Genomic DNA, 20,377 nt, shown 5'->3' on the forward strand with positions numbered 1-20,377 from the left:
CGCGGGGTGGGGCGCTATCGGGAATAGCTGCCGAATTTGTGGACGGAGATGGAGGCCGCGGCCACCTGCACATGGCGGGCGAGTTCCTGTTCGACCTGCTCCGGCGTCCAGCGCGTGGCGGGGACGGAGATGCTGAGGCCGGCCACCGCGCGGCCATGCTCGTCGGTGATGGCGGCGCCGACGGAGATGTCGCCCATCACCGTCTCGTTGACCAGCAGTGCATAGCCCTTCTCGCCGGCCTCGCGCACGCGGGCGCGCAGCCGGTCGGGATCGCAGACGGTGAAGGGGGTCAGCGGGCGCAGGTCGGTGCGGGCCAGGATGTCCTCCCGTTCCTCCTCCGACAGACGCGACAGGATGGCGGTGCCGGACGCCGTGTAATAGGCGGGCAGGCGGCTGCCGACCATGAACTCGATGTTGACCAGATGCTTGCCGGGGAAGCGGGCGACGAAGACGATCTCGGCGCCGTCCAGTTCCTGCAGGTTGGTGGTCTCGCCGACGCTGCGGCTGATGTCGAGAAGATAGGGAAAGGCCTTCTCGATCAACTCGTTGGCGCGCAGGTAGTTGTAGGAGAACTGCAGCAGCTTCGGTGTCAGCGCATAGTTGCGCGTGCCGTGGACACGGCGCAGATAGCCCAGCACTTCCAGCGTGTAGACCAGCCGCTGGGCGGCGCTGCGGTCCAGGTTGGCGGCCTTGGCGATCTCCGACAGCGGCATCTGCCGGTGCGGCCCGTCGAAGGCGTGGAGGATCTGGAAGGTCTTCTCGGTCGAGCCGACGAACAGCGAGGACTCGCGCGGGTCGGCCTTCTTCGTGTCCGAATCCGCCTCCGTTGCACTCGTGCCTGTTTCCGTCACGGCCCCTTCCGCCTTCGGCGTCCGTCCTGCTGTCCGCGTCATCGGCAATCCCCCAAGGCTTCTTCGTCCGGCCGGGCCATCACCCGGCGCCTCCGCGCCAACGCATAGCATCCGGCGGACCGAATGCCACGCGCCGCGCGATGCAACCCATCATACCGGCTGGGCGGCCGGCATTCCCTCGTAAGTGACGAGCAGGCGCGACAGCTCGCGCCGCAGCGACCGCTTCAGCGGCTCGGCCGGCTCGCGCAGCGGCGCCAGCATCGCCGGGGCGTCCACGCCGATCAGGTCCATCACCGACTTCATCGGGCCGGGATTGGTCTCGGCGAAGGCGAGGTTCATCATCGGGATCAGCGTGCGGTGGATCTCCAGCGCCTTGTCCAGCTTGCCGGTGGAGGCGAGGTCGTGGATCAGCCGCCACGCCCGCGGCAGCAGGTTGGCCGTCACGACGATGCCGCCCTTGGCGCCCGCCGCGACCTGCAGCGGGAACAGCGTGTCCTCGCCGCTCAGCACCGCGAAGGACGGGTCGACCCCCGCCACCGTGCGCAGGAAATGATACATGTCGGTGTTGCAGGCCTTCATGCCGACGATCCGCTCGTGCCGCGACAGCTCGTGCAGGATCTCCGGATCGATGGCGATGCGGGTGCGGTAGGGGATCTCGTAGATCAGGATCGGCACCGGCGATTCGTCGGCGTAGCGCAGGAAGTAATCGCGGATGCCGGCCTGCGTCGGGTTGGTGTAGTAGGGCGTCAGCACCAGCAGCCCGTCCACGCCCGCCGCCGCGAAATCGCGGCCAGCGGACAGCGCGTCGTAATAGCCGGTGTCGAGCACGCCGGCGATCACCGGGCCGCGCTTCTCGCCAGCGCCAGCCATCGCCTCCACCGACAGCTCGGCGAAGCGGATGCGCTGGTCCTTGGCCAGCGCGCCGTATTCGCCGGTGCCGCCGAGCGGGACCAGCCCGTCGATCCCCTGGCGGAACAGCCAGGAGAACAGCGCCTGGGAGGCCGCCACGTCGATGGTGCCGTCGGCTGTCACCGGGGTCGGAGTGGCGGGCAGAATGCCGCGAAGCTTCGTGGCGTCAAGCATGTCTTGTCCTTGGAAGAAGCGGGTGGTGAAAGGCGGTTCGGGAACCGGGCTCAACTGGCGAGGCTGCGCCGCCGCAGCCGGTCCGCGACATAGATCAGGGTCGCGACGAACAGCAGCAGCCCGGTCGACACCGCCGCGATGACGGGGGAGACCTGCAGCGTCACCTCGTCCCAGAACTGCTTGGGCAGCGTGGCGCTCAGCCCGCCCGAGGAGAACAGGGAGATGGTCAGCTCGTCGAAGGAGGTTGCGAAGGCGAACAGGAAGGACGACAGCATGCCGGCCCCCAGGATCGGGAAGGTGACGTGCCGCAGCGCCGCCAGCGGCCGGGCGCCCAGGCTCTGCGCCGCAAGGTCGAGCCGGGTGTCGTAGTTGCGCAGCACCGCCATCATCGTCATCACCACATAGGGCACGGCGACTACCGTGTGGCCGATGACCAGCCCCAGGACGGTGCCGACCAGACCCATCTGGGCGAAGACATAGAACATGCCGACGGCGATGATCATGCGCGGCACGACGATGGGCGACAGGATGAAGGCCAGCATGGCGCCCTTGCCCCGCATCTGGCCGCGCACCATCAGGAAGGCGGCGGGAACGCCGATCGCCATCGACAGCAGGCCGGTGCCGAAGGCCACGACGATGGAGCGCCACAGCGCCTGCATCCAGATCGGCGAGTCCAGCAGCTGTTGGTACCATTGCAGCGTGAAGCCCGACGGCGGCCAGGCGAGTCCGCCCTTGCCGAAGGACAGCGGGATCATCAGGAAGGCGGGCAGGCTGATCAGCACCAGCAGCAGCCAGACGAAGGCGGTCAGCGCCAGCGGACGCTCGGACCGGCCGCGGATCGGGTGGCGGCGCGGCATCAGGCCGATCAGCGCGTCGCTGGCCGACCCCAGCGCCCCCAGCACGCGCCCGCCCAGCCGCCGCATGGCGGTGTCGCGGTTGCGCACCACGGCGCTCTCACCGGTCAGCGACGCGAAGCCGAAGACGCGGTCGTACAGCACGAAGACCACCAGCACGACCGTCAGCAGCAGGACCGAGATGGCACCGGCCAGACCCCAGTTCAGCGTCTGCTGCACCTGATCGATGATCAGCTGGGTGATCATGGTTTCCTTCCGGCCGCCCAGAAGGGCGGGCACGATGAAGAAGCCGATGGCCGACACGAAGACCATGATCGCCGACGCGGCCACGCCCGGCAGCGACAGCGGGAAATAGACGGTCCAGAAGGCCGTGCCGGGACGGGCGCCCAGCGTGCCGGCGGCGCGCGGCAGGGTGCGGTCGATGTTCTCCATCACCGCCAGCATGGTCATCACCGCCAGCGGCAGCATGGCGTGCACCATGCCGACCAGCACGGCGCCGAAGCCGTAGAGCAGGTCGGCCGGGGTGTCGATGATGCCCAGCGACATCAGCGTGCTGTTGATCACGCCGTTGCGGCCGAGGATGACGACCCAGGCGAAGGCGCGCACCAGGAAGCTGGTCCAGAAGGACAGCAGCACCCAGAAGATCAGCCGGCTCTTCGCCGGTCCCTTGGCGATGGAGATCAGGTAGGCGATGGGATAGGCGGCCACCACGGAGACCAGCGTCGTCGCCAGCGAGATCTTCAGCGTGATCCACAGGACGGTGACGTAGAGGCTGGAGGCGAACAGCTGCGCATAGGGCGCCAGCGTGAAGCCCTGCCCGTTGTAGACGCTGAGCGCCAGCAGCTGCCCGACCGGGAAGACCAGGAAGGCGACGAGCAGCAGGACGAGTGGGGCGCCCATCAGGACCGGCTTGCGCCAGGCGGGAGGGGGCGAATGGCGTTTGGCGCCTGCGGCTTGGGTCATGGTCATGGACTGTCCGCTCATCTCACGCCGTCCCGGCCGCACGGGCCGCTTCGGCGATCACCACGGCGTCGCGGCCGCTCCAGGACAGCGTCAGCACGTCATCGATGCGCACCGCGTCGGCCTCGTTGCGGGTGGGGAAGGCGGCGACCAGCGGCGGCAGGTCGCGGTCGAGCGGCTGCATGTAGACCTTGGTCAGGCTGCCGGTGACCATCACCTCCGACACCCGCCCCTGCAGGCTGTCGGGAGCGTTTCCGGCGTTGCGCACGACCGTCAGGTTCTGCGGCCGCACCATGACGCGCACCTCGGCACCCGGCGGCAGGTCGTTGCCGTTGGCCAGCGCCCGGCCGGAAACGCCCATCCTGCCCAGCCCGACCTCGACCTCGTCGCCGCTGCGGTTGCGGAGCGCAGCGGGCAGGATGTTGGATTCGCCCAGGAAATCGGCGACGAACAGCGAGCGGGGACGGAAATACAGGTCGGCCGGCGTGCCCAGCTGTTCGATCCGCCCGGCATTCATCAGGCAGATGCGGTCGGACATCGTCATCGCCTCTTCCTGGTCGTGGGTGACGTAGACGACCGTCGTTCCCAACTCGCGGTGCAGGCGCTTGATCTCCAGCTGCATATGCTCGCGCAGCTTCTTGTCGAGCGCGCCCAGCGGCTCGTCCATCAGGATGATCGAGGGTTTGTAGACCATGCAGCGGGCGAGTGCGACGCGCTGCTGCTGGCCGCCCGACAGCTCGCGCGGGTAGCGGCCGGCGATGTGCGGCAGATGCACCATCTCCAGCGCCTCGCGCGCCCGCCGCTTGGCCTCGGCCGCCGCCACCTTCCGCATCTTCAGCGGGAAGGCGATGTTTTCCTCCACCGTCATGTGGGGGAACAGCGCGTAGTTCTGGAACACCACGCCGATGTCCCGCTCATAGGGCGGGGCGTAGGTGACGTCCTGCGACCCGATGCGCACGCTTCCCTCGTCGGGCGGCACCAGCCCGGCCAGCAGGCTGAGCAGCGTCGTCTTGCCGGAGCCGGACGGGCCGAGCAGCGTCAGGAATTCGCCGTCGGCGACGATGAGATCCGTCGGGGCGAGCGCCACGAAGTCGCCGTAGCGCTTGGCAAGGCCCTGGACGGAAAGGCTGGAAGAAGACATGCGCGCCTCCTCGCGAAGGGGGTGGGGCCGAAGGGGGAGTGTGGACGGCGGGGGGGGGGGGGGGGGGGGGGGGGGGGGGGGGGCCCGCCCGGGGGCGCCCCCCCCCCCCCGCCGCGCCTCAGCTCAGCAGCCAGGCGTTGTAGCGCTCCAGCCCCTTCTGCTGGTTCTTCAGCCAGTAGTCGGCGTTGATCTGCACGCCGCGCTCGATGTTGGCCGGGAAGGTCGGGCAATCGGCGGCGATCTTGGCGTCGATGTGCTTGAAGGCGTCGGGCTGGGTGACGCCGGCCGGGAAATACTTCACCAGCTCGGCCTGCCGCTTGGGGTCGGAGGCGAACTTGATGAACTGGCGGCAGGCGTCGGCATTGGGGGTGCCGGCCAGGATCGCCCAGCTGTCGAGGCCCCAGATGTTCTGATCCCAGACGATGCCGACCGGCGCACCGGCGGCGATGGCCGCCTGCGGACGCGACACCCAGGTCGGGACCATGTCGACTTCACCGGACAGCAGCATCTGTTCGACCTGCGCGCCGCTGGTCCAGAAGACGGAGACGTCCTTCTTGATGCGGTCCAGCGCCTTGAAGGCGCGGTCGAGGTCGCAGGGATAGACCTCGCCCGTCGGCACGCCGTCGGCCATCAGCGCCTGCTCGATGGTGTCGAACGGATGCTTGCGCAGGGCGCGGCGGCCGGGGAAGTTGGCGACGTCGTAGAAGTCCTTCCAGGAGGCCGGCGCCTTGCGGCCCTTGAAGGCGTCAGTGCGGTAGGCCAGCACCGTGGTGTAGACGTTGGTGCCGACGCCGTATTCCGACATGTACTGCTTGGGGATCGAGGCGACGGCCGGGTCGGCCTCCAGCCCGTGCTTCTCCAGCAGCGGCTTGTCGCCGCCGGTCAGCATCAGGATGGCCGGCTGGCTGATCTTCGCCATGTCCCAGGTGTAGGACTTGGCTTCCACCATCGAGCGGATCTGCGCGGTCGGCTCCGCATTCGCCTGGACGCCGATCACCTCGATACCGGTTGCCGCGGTGAAGGGCTTGTAGAACACCTCGCCATAGGCCTTGGTGTAGATGCCGCCGTCGTCGCGCACGACGATCCGCTTGTTCTGTGCGCGCGCCGGGCTCCAGATCGCCGGCATGGCAAGGGCGGAAGCGCCGACGGCGCCGGCTTTCAGCAGGGTGCGGCGGGACCAACCGGATTGGCGGATGCTCATGTCGGAACTCCTCTTGGTGGGCCGGAACGGCGGAAGAAGGGACGGAAAGGGTGCTCAGCCCGGCGGCAGCAGGCGGCCGGGATTGAAGAGGTTCTGCGGGTCGAGCGCCTGCTTCACCGCGCGCATCAGCGCCAGTTCGGCGGCGGGCTTGTAGCGTGCCATCTCGCCCAGCTGGACGCGGCCGACGCCATGTTCGGCGCTGAAGGTGCCGTTAAGTCGGGCGGCCTCGTCGTTCACCGCATGGCGGATGGCGGCGGCCAGCGCCTCGCGGTCGGCGGCCCCAGTCCCCACGGCATTCCAGGCGTCGAAGGTGAAGAAGGGGATGAAGTGGACGTTGCCGTCGCCGAGATGGGCGACGACGATCACCGGCAGGTCCGGCACCAGCGCCCGCACCGCGGCGGTCGCGGCGGCGATGAAGGCGGGCACCGCCGACAGCGGCACGGCGCAATCGGTGGTCAGCCCGACGCCGGCCTTCTTGTTCGCCTCCGACACGCTGTGGCGCACCTCCCACAGGGCGTGGCGCTGGGCGTCGCTGGCGGCCAGCGCCGCGTCGGTCAGCAGCCCGTCGGCGAAGGCGTCCTCCAGGATCGCCTGAAGTTCGGCGTCCAGCGCGTCGCCGCCGCTGTTGTCGGACAGCTCGATCAGCACATGCCAGTCGGCCGGCGTATCGACCGGGCTGCGGCGGCCCGGAACCTGCTCCACCACCAGATCGAGCTGGAGGCGGTTGATCATCTCGAAGGCCGACAGCCGGGCGCCGCAGCGTTCCTGTACGCGGGTCAGCAGGGTCAGCGCGTCGGCGGGATCGGCCATCCCGACCCAGGCGACGGCATGGCGCGTCGGCAGCGGGTGAAGCTTCAGCGTCGCCGCGGTGATGATGCCGAGCGTCCCCTCCGACCCGATGAACAGGTGCTTCAGGTCGTAGCCGGTGTTGTTCTTGCGCAGGCCGTACAGCCCGGACCAGATCGTGCCGTCGGCCAGCACCACCTCCAGCCCCAGCACATTGTCGCGCGTGTTGCCGTAGCGCAGGACCGAGGTGCCGCCGGCATTGGTCGCGATGGTCCCGCCGATCTGGCAGGAGCCTTCCGCGCCCAGGCTGACCGGATAAAGCCGTCCCGCCGCCGCCGCCGCTTCCTGCACGGTGGCGAGCACGCAGCCGGCTTCGACCTCCATCGTGCTGTTGACCGGGTCGATGCTGCGGACCGCGCGCATGCGCGCCAGATTGAGGATCACCGGGGCCGGGCCCGTTTCCGAAGGAACGGCGCCGCCGCACAGGCTGGTGTTGCCGCCTTGCGGCAGCAGCGGAATCCCGTGCCGCGCGCAGCAGCGCACCACCTCCGCCACCTGTTCCGTATTCGCCGGCCGGACAAGGCAGAGCGCCGGACCGCGATAGCGCCCGCGCCAGTCTTCCGTCGCGGCCTCCAGGTCGATTTTGGATGTCAGAACGGCGTCGGCGCCGATCAGGCCCGACAGCTCAGCGATCACGTCCACACGCGATCTCCTTGATCTGCATGGTGTCTGTCTTTGTAATCGCTATTCGATTACATCAACTGAAATATGATACCCCGTGATTGGTGCGCCAACAATCCACTTTTTGCATAGAGACCGAATTTTTGGTTAGGCACCGAAATATCAGGGGCGGGAGTGATGGGTGGCCGGATCGGACGAACCGCCGTCACTGCGACGGCAGGGACTATCGACCTGCGGTGGCGGACCTGCTTATAGTCGGCGGGTATGTGAACCGGCAGGACCGTCCTGCCTCCGGGGCGAGAGTTCATGAGCCGTTTGACCGATGCAGTGCTTGCCCGTCCGTCGGCGGCGGCGAAACCCGTCCGGACGCAATCATCCGCCCGCCGCTTCGTCGTCATCGACTGCGAGACCACCGGGCTGTCGACGGCCGGCGGCGACCGCATGGTCAGCTTCGCCGCGATCGAACTGGCGGAGGCGACGCCGACCGGCCGCTGTCTCAGCCTCATCTTCAATCCGGGGCGCAAGTCGAACCCGCATGCGCTGAGGGTGCATGGGCTGCCGGATCACCTGCTGCGCCACCAGGATCCGTTCCACAGCGTCGCCCAGGATATCCGTGGCTTCCTGGACGGCGCGGTGCTGGTCGGCCACAATGTCGGCTTCGACATCGAGTTCCTGCGGCATGAATTCCGGCTCTGCGGCATTCCCTGGGCGCCGGCCCAGTCGCTTTGCACCATGCAGCATGCAAGAGGGCAGGTGGCGGGGCGTGTGTCGCTCGACGCGGTGGCGACCCTGTACGGCATCGATGTCGGCATCCGCGCGCGCTTCCATGGCGCCTTCGTCGATGCCGAGATCACCAGCCGCCTGTTCCAGAAGATGATGCTCGGCAGCGCCGACATGCTGGCGGTTCCCCATCTGGCGCCGACCAACCAGATCGACCCGCCGCCGGTGGTCCGACATCCGGCCGCGCCGATCACGCACGGCATCGCTGGTTATGCCTTCGCCGTCACCGGCGAACTGACCGGCCTGTCGCGCGAAGCCGTCATGGCCCGCATCCTGGCGCTGGGCGGAAGCTGGCATCACAGCGTCCGCAAGGACACCGACTATCTCGTCGTCGGCCACGCCCCCGGCGCCACCAAGCTGGACACCGCCGCCGCCCGGCGCGCCAAATACGGCAAGCCCGACACCATCGACGAGGCGCAGTTCTTCGCCATGGTCGCGGCGTCCGGCGGTGGAAGGCGCAGTTGACGGCAGGTGAGCCACGCCGGACCCTAAGCTTCTGGCTTTCTCGCGTATTCACGCTTCAAGCGATTCCGCTTGAACCGATCACGCGCTAGAAGATCGGGTCGATGACCGTGAAGCGCAGGTCCTGCACCATCGTGTCGAGGACGAGGAGGCTGTCTCCACCGCCAAAATCGATCCGCACACCGTCTCCCTGCGCGACGACATGCTCCGCCCGCCATGCCGCAGTGCCGATGGCCGCCTCGAACCCTTTCAGGATGATGACGTCCAACGACGGGTCAAAGGAGGTCAGCACGTCGGCGCCGCTGCCCGGGGCGAAGAAGAACTGGTCGCTCTCGCCGTCCCGTTCGGCCAGCAGCACATCGTCGCCGGTGCCGCCGTCGACGATGTCGCGTCCCGCCCCCGGAACCAGGACGTCCCGTCCGGACATGCCGTACAGGCGGTCGGCGCCATCCGCCCCGTCGATGTAGTCCGCGCCGGCGCCGCCGTTCAGCCGGTCGTCCCCGGCGCCGGCCAGGATCCGGTCGTTGCCGCCCAGCCCGTGAATTCTGTCCGCGCCATCCAGCCCCCACAGCGTGTCGTCGCCTTCGGTCCCCTTGCGGATGTCGTCCGGTGCCGCGCCACCCGGCGCCGCGATGACGCCCATCAGCTTGGCCGTGTGGTCCCAGTAATCGGACCCGCTTCCGGGGGGAAGCTCCGCCAGCACGATGGTGCCGTCCGCCGTGCCGTCTGACAGGAAGAAGCGGTCGATCTGGGCCGAATAGTCGCGGTCGAACCCCAGCACGCCGCCAGCGAACTCCCCGAGCAGCGTGTCGCCGTAGGCTCCCCCTGCCGTCTGCCACAGCTGGCGGGTGCCTTCGGATGTTCCGTCGGTCACCCACAGGCCGGCGGGACCGGCTTCGCCGTGATCCGTCAGGAAGAAGGCGCGGTCGCCGGCGAGCTCGATATCCCCATACATCCAATCGGTCTGATGGAGCTGGGAGGTCCCCTCGGGCGTGCCGTCGGTGACCAGCAGGCGTTGGGCCCCCGACCAATAGTTCTCGTCGAGGAAAAGCAGGCGGTCGCCGTCCCCGCCGGCGCTTCCCTGATCGAACCAGCCGAGCGGCTGGGCGAGGTCCTGTCCCGGCAGGTAGCCCACCGCGCCAGTGGCGGTGTCCAGCACGCCGATTCTCGAGGCGGCGCCCTGTTCGATCCGGTAGGTGTCCATATTGCTCGTGAACATCACCTGGCCGTCGCGCGATCCGACCACGGCGCCGAGATCCCAACCCTGCATCGTCAGGTCGCCGAGGTACCGGGTGCCCTGCTGCGTGCCGTCGGTGGCCCAGAAGGTCGAATGACGGACGGCGGTCGGCCACTCCATGCTGCCGGTCCACTCGGTCACGGTCGTGACGGAGGCCACCAGACCGTCGGGCGTGGCGGCATAACGGACGGCCCCGGCGTCGGGAACGAGCTGCGTGAAGGCCGTCGCTGTGCCGGCGGCGTCGACGAAGGTGAGCTTGGACGGCCAGGATGCCGATCCCTCGTGGAAGGCCAGCCCTCCGTCGGGCATGCCGATCAGCGTGATGCCCTGGGACCATGGGGCGAGGGGCGCCATCTCATGAAAAAGGCGGGTTCCCGCGGCGGTGCCGTCGGAGCTCCAGATCCCATCCTGCGCCCCGCCATCCGCATGCAGGTAGAGCCGGCCATGGGCGGCCGTCAGCGCCGACGGCGAGGCCCCCTGGCCCCCCGGCATGAGGTCCGCCACCATCCGCGTGCCGGCCGCGGTTCCATCGCTCACCCAAAGCTCGCGGCCATGAACGCCGTCGTCGGCGGTGAAGAATAGCCGATCGCCGACCACCGTCAGGTCGTCCGGGGTGCTGGATGCGGCACCGGCCGCGGCATCGAACAGCCGGGTTCCGCCGCCGGTTCCGTCGGTGACCCAGAGCTCGCGGCCATGCACGCCGTCATCCGCGGTGAAGAACAGCTTGCCGCCGGCGACGACGGAATCGCTGGGGGCGCTTCCCTGCTCGCCCGCCCTGATGTCGGCGAGCAGGCGGGTCCCCGATGGCGTGCCGTCGGTGATCCAGGGCTCGGTCCCCGTGCTTTGCATCGTGGCCGTGAAAACAGCGATCTTTGCCTGTGCCATGCCCCCTCCAATCGGATGAAGCATTGCCCGGAGCAGATGAAGTCATGCTGTGATAATTTCGGGGCAGTCAAACGCGGCTTATGTAAATCTAAAGACGGCAGATAAACCTGTTTGATTTCTCCCTAATTTCAAATGACCAATGCTGCGGCGTCGGTATAATTTAGCGGAACAAACTCTGCAACCGTCTCACCTTCAACAATTAGAACTGGGGAAGTTATCGGCTGTTCCGACTCCTTCCGGTTGGCTGGGAAAGTCCGGAAAAGAAAAAGGCCGCTGCCAGGACGGCGCGGCCTTTAGTTCAGGTTCGGGAGGAAACGATGAACCTGGAGAGACCATAAGGCCCTACAGATTAACGCACTGTGAATGGCCTCACAGGTCTGTGCCTATACTACTTTATTGCAATGGCTTCGAACCGGCTGATGGTTCCCGCCGGCGGGTGCGGAAAGCTGCGGTCAGACAAGCGCCATCTGCCGGAGAACCTCGTTGCTGCCGCGCCAGATCATGTCGAGGGCGACATAGGTGATGATGAGCAGGCCGACCCAGCCGATCCAGCGGTGCTTGTGCAGCGCATGGGCGATCATGTTGGCGGCCGCACCCATCAGCACGACCGACAGCACCAGCCCGATCACCAGGATGGTCGGGTGCTCCTTGGCGGCGCCGGCCACCGCCAGCACGTTGTCCAGCGACATCGACACGTCGGCGACGACGATCTGCCAGATGGCTGCCCCGACCGTGGTGGCTCCGACCGCCGCGACGGCGGCATTGCCGGCAGAACCGGCGGTGGCGACGCCCGCGGAATCGGGCATGTCCATCGCCTCGTCGGGGGCGATCTCGTCCTCCCCATGGCTGCGCAGTTCGCGGAACATCTTCCAGCAGACCCACAGCAGCAGCACGCCGCCGGCCAGCGTCAGGCCGATGATCGCCAGCAGCTGCGTGGTGATGAGGGCGAAGAAGATGCGCAGCACGATGGCCGCGGCGATTCCCCAGAAGATGACTTTGCGGCGCTGGGCCAACGGCACCGCGGCGGCCGCCATGCCGACGACGATGGCGTTGTCGCCTGCCAGCACAAGGTCGATGGCGATCACCTGAAGCAACGCGGCCAGCGCGTCGGCCGTGAACAGATCGGTCATATGGTGCTTTCCTCTTACATCGGGCAAGAGAGTGGCACCCACGGGGCCGATCCGGACATACGGAATGAACGCTGCCGGCAGGCACGGGTCGGGGCCACTCTGAACGTCTTTCCAGTCCGACATCACAGTTCGACGAACTGTCAGAGGGGCCCGGCCTGGCAGGGCCGACTTTTAGACGAACGCTCCGCACATGACAATTGCGGTTTGGCTGCAACGGCCATGCAGCGGACGGCGTTCGGCGCGGGAAAGCTCCCGGCCGCAAAACGGCGATTTTCATCCCGTGCTTAGCGGCGGCCGCCGGTGGTGGTAGAACCCGGTGACCCCCTGTGTTTCATCCGGCGGAGGGAAGGCATGGCCCGGTGGCGGCGGTTCACTCGTCCTTCTTCCGAAACAATCGAGCGAAACCGCCGTCTTCGCGGCCTGAACCCGGCGTTGCGCATCCATGCGGCCGGCGGATGGAACAATGAAACAGGCCCGGAAAACCGTTCCACGGCGTTTCAAACGTTCCATCCGGGGCCGGTCCGGATCCTTGCGTCAGGCCGCGCGGACCTCGCCGATGAAGGCCTGGATCCGCTCGCGCAGGCGGTCGGAGTCGCGGGACAGGCTGTCGGCGGCGCCCAGAACCTCCCCGGCCGCCTGACCGACCTGCCCGGCGGAGCTGCTGACCGCGGCGATGTTGCCGGTCACCAGTTGGGTTCCCTGGGCCGCCTGCTGGATGTTGCGGCCGATCTCCTGGGTGGCGGCGGTCTGCTGTTCCACCGCCGCGGCGATGGCGCCGGCGATGGAATCGACGTCGTTGATGGTGCGGCCGATGGTCTGGATCGCCGTCACCGTGCCGTCGGTCACCGTCTGGATTTCGGCGATCTGGCTGCCGATCTCCTCGGTCGCCTGGGCGGTTTGGGTGGCGAGCGCCTTCACCTCCTGCGCCACCACGGCGAAGCCCTTGCCGGCCTCGCCGGCACGCGCCGCCTCGATGGTGGCGTTCAGCGCCAGCAGGTTGGTCTGGCTGGCGATGTTCTGGATCAGGCTGACCACGTCGCCGATCTTCTGGGCCGCGTGCACCAGCCGGGCGACCAGCGCGTTGGTCCGCTCGCCTTCCTCGACCGCGTTGCGGGCGATGGCGGCGGCGGCGTTGACCTGCCGGCCGATCTCGCCGATGGAGCTGCCCAGCTGTTCCGACGCCGCGGCGACGGTGGCGACATTGGCGGAGGATTGCGCCGTGGTGGCGGCGACGGTCGAGGCCTGCTCCGTCGTGTGGGAGGCGATGGCGGTCATGGTCTCGGCATTGCCGCGCAGGTGGCGCGCGGCCAACGCCACCGCCTGCACCACGTCCTGCACGTCGGCGTCGAAGCGGTCGGCCAGCGCCCGCATGGCGGCCTGCCGGTCGCGCTCGGCCTGCAGCTTCTGCGCCTCGCGCTCCTCCTGCAGGCTGCGCATGGCGAGGCCGTTGCTCTTGAACACCTGCAGCGCGCGGGCGAGCAGCCCGACCTCGTCCCGGCGCGCCGCGCCCTGGATGTCGACCGCGAGGTTGCCATCGGCGATGGCCGTCATGTCGGCGACCAGCCGGTGCAGCGGCCGGACGACGAAGGCCACGATGATGGAGCCGAACAGGCCGAAGGCGACCAGCAGACCGACGCCGGCGACCGCATACAGGCGGGTCATGACGCTGGAGGACAGGGCCAATGCCCGCTCCTCGGCGCGCTTGGTCTCCTCCAGGCTGTGGTCCACCCGCTCCGACAGCGCCAGGGTCAGCTTCTGCCGGACCGGGCGGCCGACGTCGATCGACACGCGAATCGCGCTGTCGGTGTCGTAGGCCCGCGCCAGATCGACCGCCTTCTGCGACACCCGTTCATACTCGCCGACGATGGACTTGATGCCGGCAATCGCCTCGCGGTCGGCCGGGGCGTCATAGGCCGCGGCCAGGCGGTCGATGGCGTCCGTCGCCTTGCGGATGTTGTCCTTGTAGGTCGCGAAGGCGGCGTCGATGCGCTCGCGCGTGCCGGCGACCAGCGCGTTGGACTCCGCGTCCATCGCGTCGCTCATGGCCGACTGGATCGCCAGCGCCGCCGACAGCCGTCCGGCCACCACATCGGTCACCCGGCTGGTGGAAGCGGTCAGGTCGATCAGCGCCGACCGGGCGGTCCAGACCACGCTTCCCATCACGGCAAGCAGCAGGACCGCCGGGATCAGCAGCTTATGGACCAGTTTCCGGTCGGAAAACCAGCGGTGCAGGGCCATGGCGTATCTCTTTCCGAGGATATTGGGTGGGCCGAGTGGGGGCTTTCTGCCCAAGGCAACCGGCTGCAGCGGGAGCAGGAGATCCCCGGCCCGAGTAATTGCTATACGATTGCATTGACTGAAATATGATAGACAATAGTTTGTGTCCGAACAAACAGTTTTTCTTGCCGACCGTGTGGCCCGCACCGGCGGCCGGCGTTGGTGCGGCGCTACTCCAGTGACGCCATGGTGGGTGCGTTCGGGCAGATGCGGTCATGATCGTCGCGGGTGCCGCCGGCCAGCAGCCGGGTGCAGGCGCGGGACTTGCGGCAATGCATGCACACCCGCGCAAGGTCGTGCATGACGTCGCCCCGTTCGGTCTCCAGCGCGGCACCGTCGAGGCCGTGCAGAGCAAGCGCGGCCGGCAGCAGGGTTTGCACATGGCCGCCGCGGGCAAGGGCCGGCAGGTCACCCTCGGTCAGCCCGGCGTCCTGCAGCACCGCCTTGCGGTCAAGCGGCTCCAGCGCCGCCAGTGCCTGCATCTGGCGCCCGCTGCGCCAGCGCGCCAGCAGGGACGCGCACCAGCCGCCGCGGGCGATGGTGCGGGCGGGAGCGGCAGGGGATGCGGGAAAGGAGTTCGGCATGATCGGCGCTCTCTAATTGATCGACCGATTAATAAGGCCGCAACAGGAGGTGGAGGCGCCTTGATGCAGATCAGTTTTGCCCTTGAAGAGGCGGGGAAGGGGGCCGGAGCCCCCTCAGGGTGCCGGAGCCAGCATGCCGGCGGTGACGAAGCTGGTGATCGCCTTCAGGATCTCCTCCGGATCGTCCGGGTTTACGATGCCGGGCGCCATCTCCTCCAGCCGGTGGGTGTCGGAGAAGGCGTAGAGATAGGCGCCGATCATCAGAGTCATCCGCCAGTAGACGTCCTTTTCCGACAGATGCGGCAGGGCGTCGCGCAGCGTTTCGGTGAACAGGCGGGTCGAGGTCTCGTAGGCCTCGTTGCGCAGCTTGTAGGAGATCTCCGGCGGTTCGGTGTGCAGCCGCGCCTGCAGCCGCATGAAGGTGCGGCCGGCCGCGGTGGAGCGCATCGACAGGGCCGGCATCAGGAAGGCGCGGACGATGTCCGCCACCGCCGGGGGCTTGCCGCTGCGGCGCAGCTCCTCCAGCCGCTGCATGCGGTCATCGGCGATCTGCCGCCCGCGGCGCAGGAAGACCTCTTCGAACAGGCCGTATTTGGAGCCGAAGTAATAGTTGATCAGCGCCTGCGTCACCTGGGCGGCCTCGGCGACGTTGCGCAGGCTGGTGCCGGCATAACCGAGGTTGGCGAATTCGATCTCCGCCGCGTCGAGGATCTCGTCGCGCACGTTGCTGACGCCTTCCGGACGGCCGGGACCGGCCCGGCGGCGTTGCGTCGGGCGTCCCCTTTTGCCTGCCGATTCCGGCGGCGCCGCCTCCGGTTCCGGGGCCGCCTTGGACTGTGAACTCGCTGATTTCATGGCTTCCGCGGAGGAATCGTCCTTGTCGCGGACACGTATATCATCCTTGGGCAAGGGCGCATCCACTCCTTTCACCCCGTCACGGCGCCAGCACACGCTCGGCGGGTACGACGTCACCGTATTTCTGGGCGATGTCGAACAGGTTGGCCTCGTGCGGGGCGATGGCCCGGTCGCCGACGCAGTCGGACAGCACCACCGGCCGGAAGCCGTGGCACATGGCGTCCACCACGCTGGCCCGCACGCATCCCGATGTGGTGCAGCCGGCGACCAGCAGCGTCTCCACCCCCATCCGAGTCAGCCAGGGGGCGAGGCCGGTGCCGAAGAAGGCCGACGGGTTGGTCTTGCGTACCACCAGCTCGCCCGCGGCCGGTCTCAGTTCCGGGACGATGGCGCTGGCCGGGGCGTCCTCCGTCAGCGTCAGCATGCCCGGCACCTTGATCGAGAAGACCGTGGCGTCCGATCCGTCGTCGGCATAGACGATCCGGCTGTGGGCGACCGGCCAGCCGCGTTTGCGCGCCTCTTCCAGCACCGTCACCGTGCGGGTGATGGCGACGGGGATGTTGCCGCCGCCGAACACCGCCGGGTCGGCGAAGCCGTTGACGAAATCGACGATCAGCAGGCCGATCCGCCCCTGGATGCCCAGCGACTGGCCGAAGCCCTGCCGCTCGTAGACCGCTTGCGTCGGCTCGCTCATGCCACGGACTCCTCTTCCAGAAGGCGGCCGGCGCGGACCACCTCGCGGCCGTCCAGCCGGACGGTGCAGTTGCGCATGGGGATGTCGATGTGGCAGGCGGTGGTGCGCGACCCGCCGCCCTCGTTGTTCGGCCCCATGGAGAACAGGAAGTTGCCGGCGAAGGCGCGGGCGTCCATGCCGATGGTGCCCTCCCGGTCATACAAGCCGAGCGTCGACCAGCGCGCCCGCTTCTGCAGGCCCCAGCCGACATGAGAGACGGCATAGGCCTCCGGATCGTCGAAGACCTCCATGTAGTCGTTCAGCAGATCGGCATCCATCCCGCCGGTGATCGAGGTGACATAGCCCTTCTCCACCGTCATCTCGATGCGGTCCATGACGTAGGACTTCATCGGCAGCAGGATGTCGCCGCGCTCAAGCACGACGCGGCCCTCCGCCTTGCCTTCGTTGGGGAAGGTCAGGCCGAAGCCGCTCGGCCAATGGTCCCAGCGGCCGGGCTCGTCGACGAAGCCGTATTCCTGGATCGCCGGGAACTCCCCCAGCGGCAGCCGCAGCTCGGTGCCGGCGGCCGAGGTGACGGTCATCTCCTTCGTCCCCGCCAGCAGGGCGGCGGCCTCGCCGACACGGGCCTTGTCCTCAAGGCTGGGCAGCAGGCGGACCAGCACCTCCGGCGGTTCGACGGCCAGCAGGATGCGGGTGCCGCTCTCCAGGATTTCCGCCTGTTCGGGCGAGAACAGCAGCGTCATCAGGTCGAGAACGATGTCGCTTTCCTTCAGCGCCGCGATGGCGGCGCGGTTCCCGGTCAGCGGCGTGGTGCCGAGATAGGCCAAGCTGTCGCGGCTGTGCGCGAATTCGGCATTCATCGGCGGCAGGTCGAGCCGGTTCACCACCGCCCCCATCATCCCGGCGGCGATCCGCGCGGTCTGCAGGGTCTGCGGATGGGTGTTGGCGCTGGTCAGCAGGGTGACCGTGTCACCGGGCTTCAGGTTGGACAGGGTGAGGACATGGGTCCAGGCGCGGACCATGTCGGCATCGCTGACGGACATCGCGGGGGTCCTTTCTGTTGGGGGTCAGACCGGCTTGCCGAGGAAATCGCCGAACGCGCGGTAGAAGCCTTCCTCGTCGTCCCAGGGGATCATGTGCCCGGCGTTCTCCACCCGGACCATGCCGATGACCGGGTTGAGGTCGCGGATCTCCGCCTCCTCGTCCGGCAGGATCACGTCCCCGCGGCCGGCGGCGATCAGCAGGGCCGGGCAGCGCAGGCGCGGCAGGTCGGCGTGGATGTCGTCGGTCCGGAAGCCCTCATAGGCGGCGACGATGGCCCGCTCGTCGCAGGTGTGCAGCCATTCCGCTCGCAGGCGCAGCTGTTCGTCGGTCCAGGTCGGGCAGAAGGGACGCATCGCCTCCAGATCGGCGCCCTGCGCCATCAGGCGGATGGAATCGACATACCAGGGAAGCTGCGCCGGGTAGGGGCGGCGGCCCGGTCCCGACACCGGCGGATCGACCATGACGAGGCAGCCGGGCTCGGCCCGATGACGGCTAACCGCCCGCAGCCCGATGCGCGCACCCATGGAGTGCCCGACCAGCGCATAGTCCTCCAGCCCCAGCTCCACCGCGAAGGCGGCCACGTCGGCGGCCATGGCGTCCAGCCCGTAATCGAGCGTGTCCGAGGCTTCCGACAGGCCGCGCCCGCGGACGTCCAGCACATAGGTGTCGAAGTTGCGGCCGAAGCGCTCGGCGACGAAGCCCCACGTCGGCGCCGGGCTGGTGATGCCCGGCACGATCACGACCGGACGGCCGCTGCCGCCATAGCGCAGGTAATGCTGGCGGATGCCGTTGGCGCGGATGTTGGCGCCGTATTGGAAGGTGCTGCTCATGCCGTTTCCCCCCCCTCAATAGGCGCCGGACAACAGCGCACCGGCGCCGGGCACCACCGTTTTCAGATCGAGCGCCTTCAGCATGGCGTAGGTGGTGGCGACGGCGGCGGTGACCACCGGTTTGCCGGTCATCGCCTCCACCTTCGCGATCACCGGCAGCGACGGCATCTGCACGCAGGCCGACAGCACGATGGCGTCGACGTTGCGGGTGTCCATCCCGGCGACGATCTCCGGCAGGCGCTCCGGGTCATGGCGGCCGACGGCGATATTGTCGGGGATCTCCAGTGCCCGCCAGTCGGCGACCTCCACCCCTTCATGCTCGATGTAGTCGATGACCAGCTTGGTCAGCGGCTTCATGTAGGGGGCGACCAGCGCGATGCGCTTGGCACCGATGACGGGGAGCGCATCGACCAGGGCGCCGGCGCTGGTGATGACCGGCGCCGGCGCCCCGTTCTCCACCGTGCGGCCCTGCAGCCGCTCCTGCGAGACGCGGTGGTAGCCGCGGCCCATGCTCATGATCGCGACGAGGCAGGCATAGCCCAGCACGTCGACGCGGGCGTCGGTGAGTTCCAGCGCGCAACGGTCGGATTCGCCGTCCATCGCCGCCAGCTCTTCCTTGGCGACCGTCTTCATGCGCATGCGGCTGGAGTGGAAGGTGAAGCGGGTGCCGTGCGCCAGCGAGTGGGCGGTCAGCATCGCCGGGATCTCCGTCTCCATCGTGGTGTTGGAGCTGGGGACGATCTGGCCGATGCGATAGGTGCGGGTGGTCATTGCGGAGCGTCCCTCAGGCGGCGAGTTCGGAGGCGGCGGCGACGCCGGGGCGGAACTTGCGGGCGTCGTATTCGTAGACCCAGTTGGCCTGGATGCCGGTGGCCTGCGGGTTGATCAGGCCGCGCAGCCAATAGACGAAGTCGCGCTTGGCCTGGGCGATGGGCGAGGGCAGGTGGTAGGTCCGCCCGCGCTCCCGTGCCTCCAATTGGACCCGGCTGGTGCGGGGCAGCCGCTCGCGCTCATAGTCGCGCAGGGCGGCGGGCACGTCGCGGCCGTGGCCCTCCAGCGAGGCGGCCAGCACATAGGCGTCCTCGATCGCCATGGCGGCACCCTGCGACAGGAAGGGCAGCATCGGGTGGGCGGCGTCGCCCATCAGAGTCACCCGGCCCTTCGACCAGCTCGTCATCGGATCGCGGTCGAACAGGCCCCATTTGTAGACGGTGTCCACCCGCTGGAAGAGCGTCTCCACATTGCGGTGCCAGCCCTGGAAGGCGCTCAGCAATTCGCTGCGGCTGCTGGGCGCGTTCCAGCTTTCCTCGACCCACTCGCTGGTCTCGGCAACCGCGACGATGTTCACCGCCTTGCCGCCGCGGACATAGTAGGTGACGACGTGGCTCTTTGGGCCGAACCAGAAGGACGCCTCCGGCGCCACGAAATCCACCGGGCCGCCGACCGGCACCACGGCGCGGTAGCACATGTGGCCGGTGAAGCGCGGCGCCTCCTGACCGAACAGGGCGGTGCGCACGGCGGAGCGCACACCGTCGGCGCCGACGATCAGGTCGGCCTCGAACTCGCTGCCGTCTTCGAAGGTGGCGACGGCGCCGTTCGGTTCCTGCCGGACACCGGTGCAGCCAACGCCGAAGGTCGCGATCGACTCCGGCACCACCGAAGCCAGGATGGAATGCAGGTCGGCGCGGTGAATATGGATGAAGGGGGCGTCGTACAGGGTCGGGCAGTCGGTCAGCGGCGTGCGGAAATTCTCCCGCGCCGTGCGCCAGTTGCGCCCGACCAGCGCCTGCGGCAGGAAGCCCGCCTCCAGCATCTTGTCCAGCAGGCCCAGGGTCTTGATGACCTTGACGGCGTTCGGCGTCATCTGGATGCCGGCGCCGATCTCGCCGAAGCCGGACGCGCGCTCGAACAGACGCACCTCGAAGCCCCGTTGCAGCAGGCAGCCGGCCAGCGCCACGCCGCCGATGCCGCCGCCGACGATTCCGATCCGCGGTTTGCTTCTCACTCTATCCCTCCTTCAGGGAGACGCCGACAATTAATCG

Annotated in this window: 17 protein-coding genes; 1 reads left to right on the top strand and 16 read right to left on the bottom strand. The window is 68.3% G+C overall.

What is annotated here, in order from left to right:
* Window positions 1–14: 14 nt before the first annotated feature.
* The 6 genes from J2Y49_RS14870 to J2Y49_RS14895 all read right to left on the bottom strand — a co-directional run bounded on the left by J2Y49_RS14870 (window position 15) and on the right by J2Y49_RS14895 (window position 7,578).
* Window positions 15–893 (bottom strand): IclR family transcriptional regulator C-terminal domain-containing protein, encoded by an 879-nt coding sequence (locus J2Y49_RS14870; RefSeq protein WP_310115630.1) that lies wholly within the window; start codon window positions 891–893, stop codon window positions 15–17.
* A 108-nt stretch (window positions 894–1,001) separates the two neighbouring features.
* On the bottom strand, window positions 1,002–1,934 hold the full coding sequence (locus tag J2Y49_RS14875; protein ID WP_310115631.1) for a dihydrodipicolinate synthase family protein: 933 nt from the start codon (window positions 1,932–1,934) through the stop codon (window positions 1,002–1,004).
* Window positions 1,935–1,984: 50 nt separating this feature from the next.
* Window positions 1,985–3,772, bottom strand: coding sequence for an ABC transporter permease subunit (locus J2Y49_RS14880; RefSeq protein ID WP_310115633.1), 1,788 nt, complete (start codon window positions 3,770–3,772; stop codon window positions 1,985–1,987).
* A 1-nt stretch (window position 3,773) separates the two neighbouring features.
* Entirely contained in the window at window positions 3,774–4,889 is a 1,116-nt protein-coding gene (locus J2Y49_RS14885; RefSeq protein WP_310115634.1) for an ABC transporter ATP-binding protein, read from the bottom strand.
* A gap of 118 nt (window positions 4,890–5,007) precedes the next feature.
* Window positions 5,008–6,090 carry an ABC transporter substrate-binding protein gene (locus J2Y49_RS14890; protein ID WP_310115635.1) on the bottom strand — a complete coding sequence of 361 codons (1,083 nt, stop codon included), beginning with the start codon at window positions 6,088–6,090 and terminating at the stop codon, window positions 5,008–5,010.
* Between the two features lie 54 nt (window positions 6,091–6,144).
* A complete protein-coding gene (locus tag J2Y49_RS14895; RefSeq protein WP_310115636.1) occupies window positions 6,145–7,578 on the bottom strand; it encodes an FAD-binding oxidoreductase in 1,434 nt (477 codons plus the stop codon).
* A 285-nt stretch (window positions 7,579–7,863) separates the two neighbouring features.
* On the opposite strand from J2Y49_RS14895, the gene J2Y49_RS14900 reads away from it, so the two are divergent.
* Window positions 7,864–8,802 (top strand): exonuclease domain-containing protein, encoded by a 939-nt coding sequence (locus J2Y49_RS14900; RefSeq protein WP_310115637.1) that lies wholly within the window; start codon window positions 7,864–7,866, stop codon window positions 8,800–8,802.
* An 85-nt stretch (window positions 8,803–8,887) separates the two neighbouring features.
* Here J2Y49_RS14900 and J2Y49_RS14905 read toward each other — a convergent pair whose 3' ends face one another.
* The 10 genes from J2Y49_RS14905 to J2Y49_RS14950 form a co-directional block, all read right to left on the bottom strand.
* Window positions 8,888–10,921 (bottom strand): ELWxxDGT repeat protein, encoded by a 2,034-nt coding sequence (locus J2Y49_RS14905; protein ID WP_310115639.1) that lies wholly within the window; start codon window positions 10,919–10,921, stop codon window positions 8,888–8,890.
* 452 nt (window positions 10,922–11,373) lie between these two features.
* Window positions 11,374–12,051 carry a TerC family protein gene (locus J2Y49_RS14910; protein ID WP_310115640.1) on the bottom strand — a complete coding sequence of 226 codons (678 nt, stop codon included), beginning with the start codon at window positions 12,049–12,051 and terminating at the stop codon, window positions 11,374–11,376.
* 534 nt (window positions 12,052–12,585) lie between these two features.
* Window positions 12,586–14,289 carry a methyl-accepting chemotaxis protein gene (locus J2Y49_RS14915; protein ID WP_310115641.1) on the bottom strand — a complete coding sequence of 568 codons (1,704 nt, stop codon included), beginning with the start codon at window positions 14,287–14,289 and terminating at the stop codon, window positions 12,586–12,588.
* 209 nt (window positions 14,290–14,498) lie between these two features.
* Complete coding sequence (locus J2Y49_RS14920) at window positions 14,499–14,912, bottom strand: hypothetical protein (RefSeq protein WP_310115642.1); 414 nt, start codon at window positions 14,910–14,912, stop codon at window positions 14,499–14,501.
* A gap of 114 nt (window positions 14,913–15,026) precedes the next feature.
* The gene (locus J2Y49_RS14925) at window positions 15,027–15,767 is read right to left on the bottom strand and encodes a TetR family transcriptional regulator (RefSeq protein WP_310115643.1); all 741 of its coding nucleotides are present in this window, start codon (window positions 15,765–15,767) and stop codon (window positions 15,027–15,029) included.
* 79 nt (window positions 15,768–15,846) lie between these two features.
* Window positions 15,847–16,461 (bottom strand): isochorismatase family protein, encoded by a 615-nt coding sequence (locus tag J2Y49_RS14930; RefSeq protein ID WP_310115645.1) that lies wholly within the window; start codon window positions 16,459–16,461, stop codon window positions 15,847–15,849.
* Window positions 16,458–17,504, bottom strand: coding sequence for a 2,5-dihydroxypyridine 5,6-dioxygenase (locus tag J2Y49_RS14935; RefSeq protein WP_310115646.1), 1,047 nt, complete (start codon window positions 17,502–17,504; stop codon window positions 16,458–16,460). Before J2Y49_RS14935 ends, J2Y49_RS14930 begins: the two co-directional genes overlap by 4 nt.
* Window positions 17,505–17,528: 24 nt before the next feature.
* Window positions 17,529–18,335 (bottom strand): alpha/beta hydrolase, encoded by an 807-nt coding sequence (locus J2Y49_RS14940; protein WP_310115647.1) that lies wholly within the window; start codon window positions 18,333–18,335, stop codon window positions 17,529–17,531.
* A 15-nt stretch (window positions 18,336–18,350) separates the two neighbouring features.
* Window positions 18,351–19,106, bottom strand: a complete 756-nt coding sequence (locus tag J2Y49_RS14945; RefSeq protein ID WP_310115648.1) for an Asp/Glu racemase — start codon at window positions 19,104–19,106, stop codon at window positions 18,351–18,353.
* Window positions 19,107–19,119: 13 nt separating this feature from the next.
* The gene (locus J2Y49_RS14950) at window positions 19,120–20,340 is read right to left on the bottom strand and encodes an FAD-dependent monooxygenase (protein WP_310115649.1); all 1,221 of its coding nucleotides are present in this window, start codon (window positions 20,338–20,340) and stop codon (window positions 19,120–19,122) included.
* Between the last annotated feature and the right edge of the window lie 37 nt (window positions 20,341–20,377).

This window comes from Azospirillum sp. BE72 (assembly GCF_031455875.1).
Lineage (GTDB): Bacteria > Pseudomonadota > Alphaproteobacteria > Azospirillales > Azospirillaceae > Azospirillum.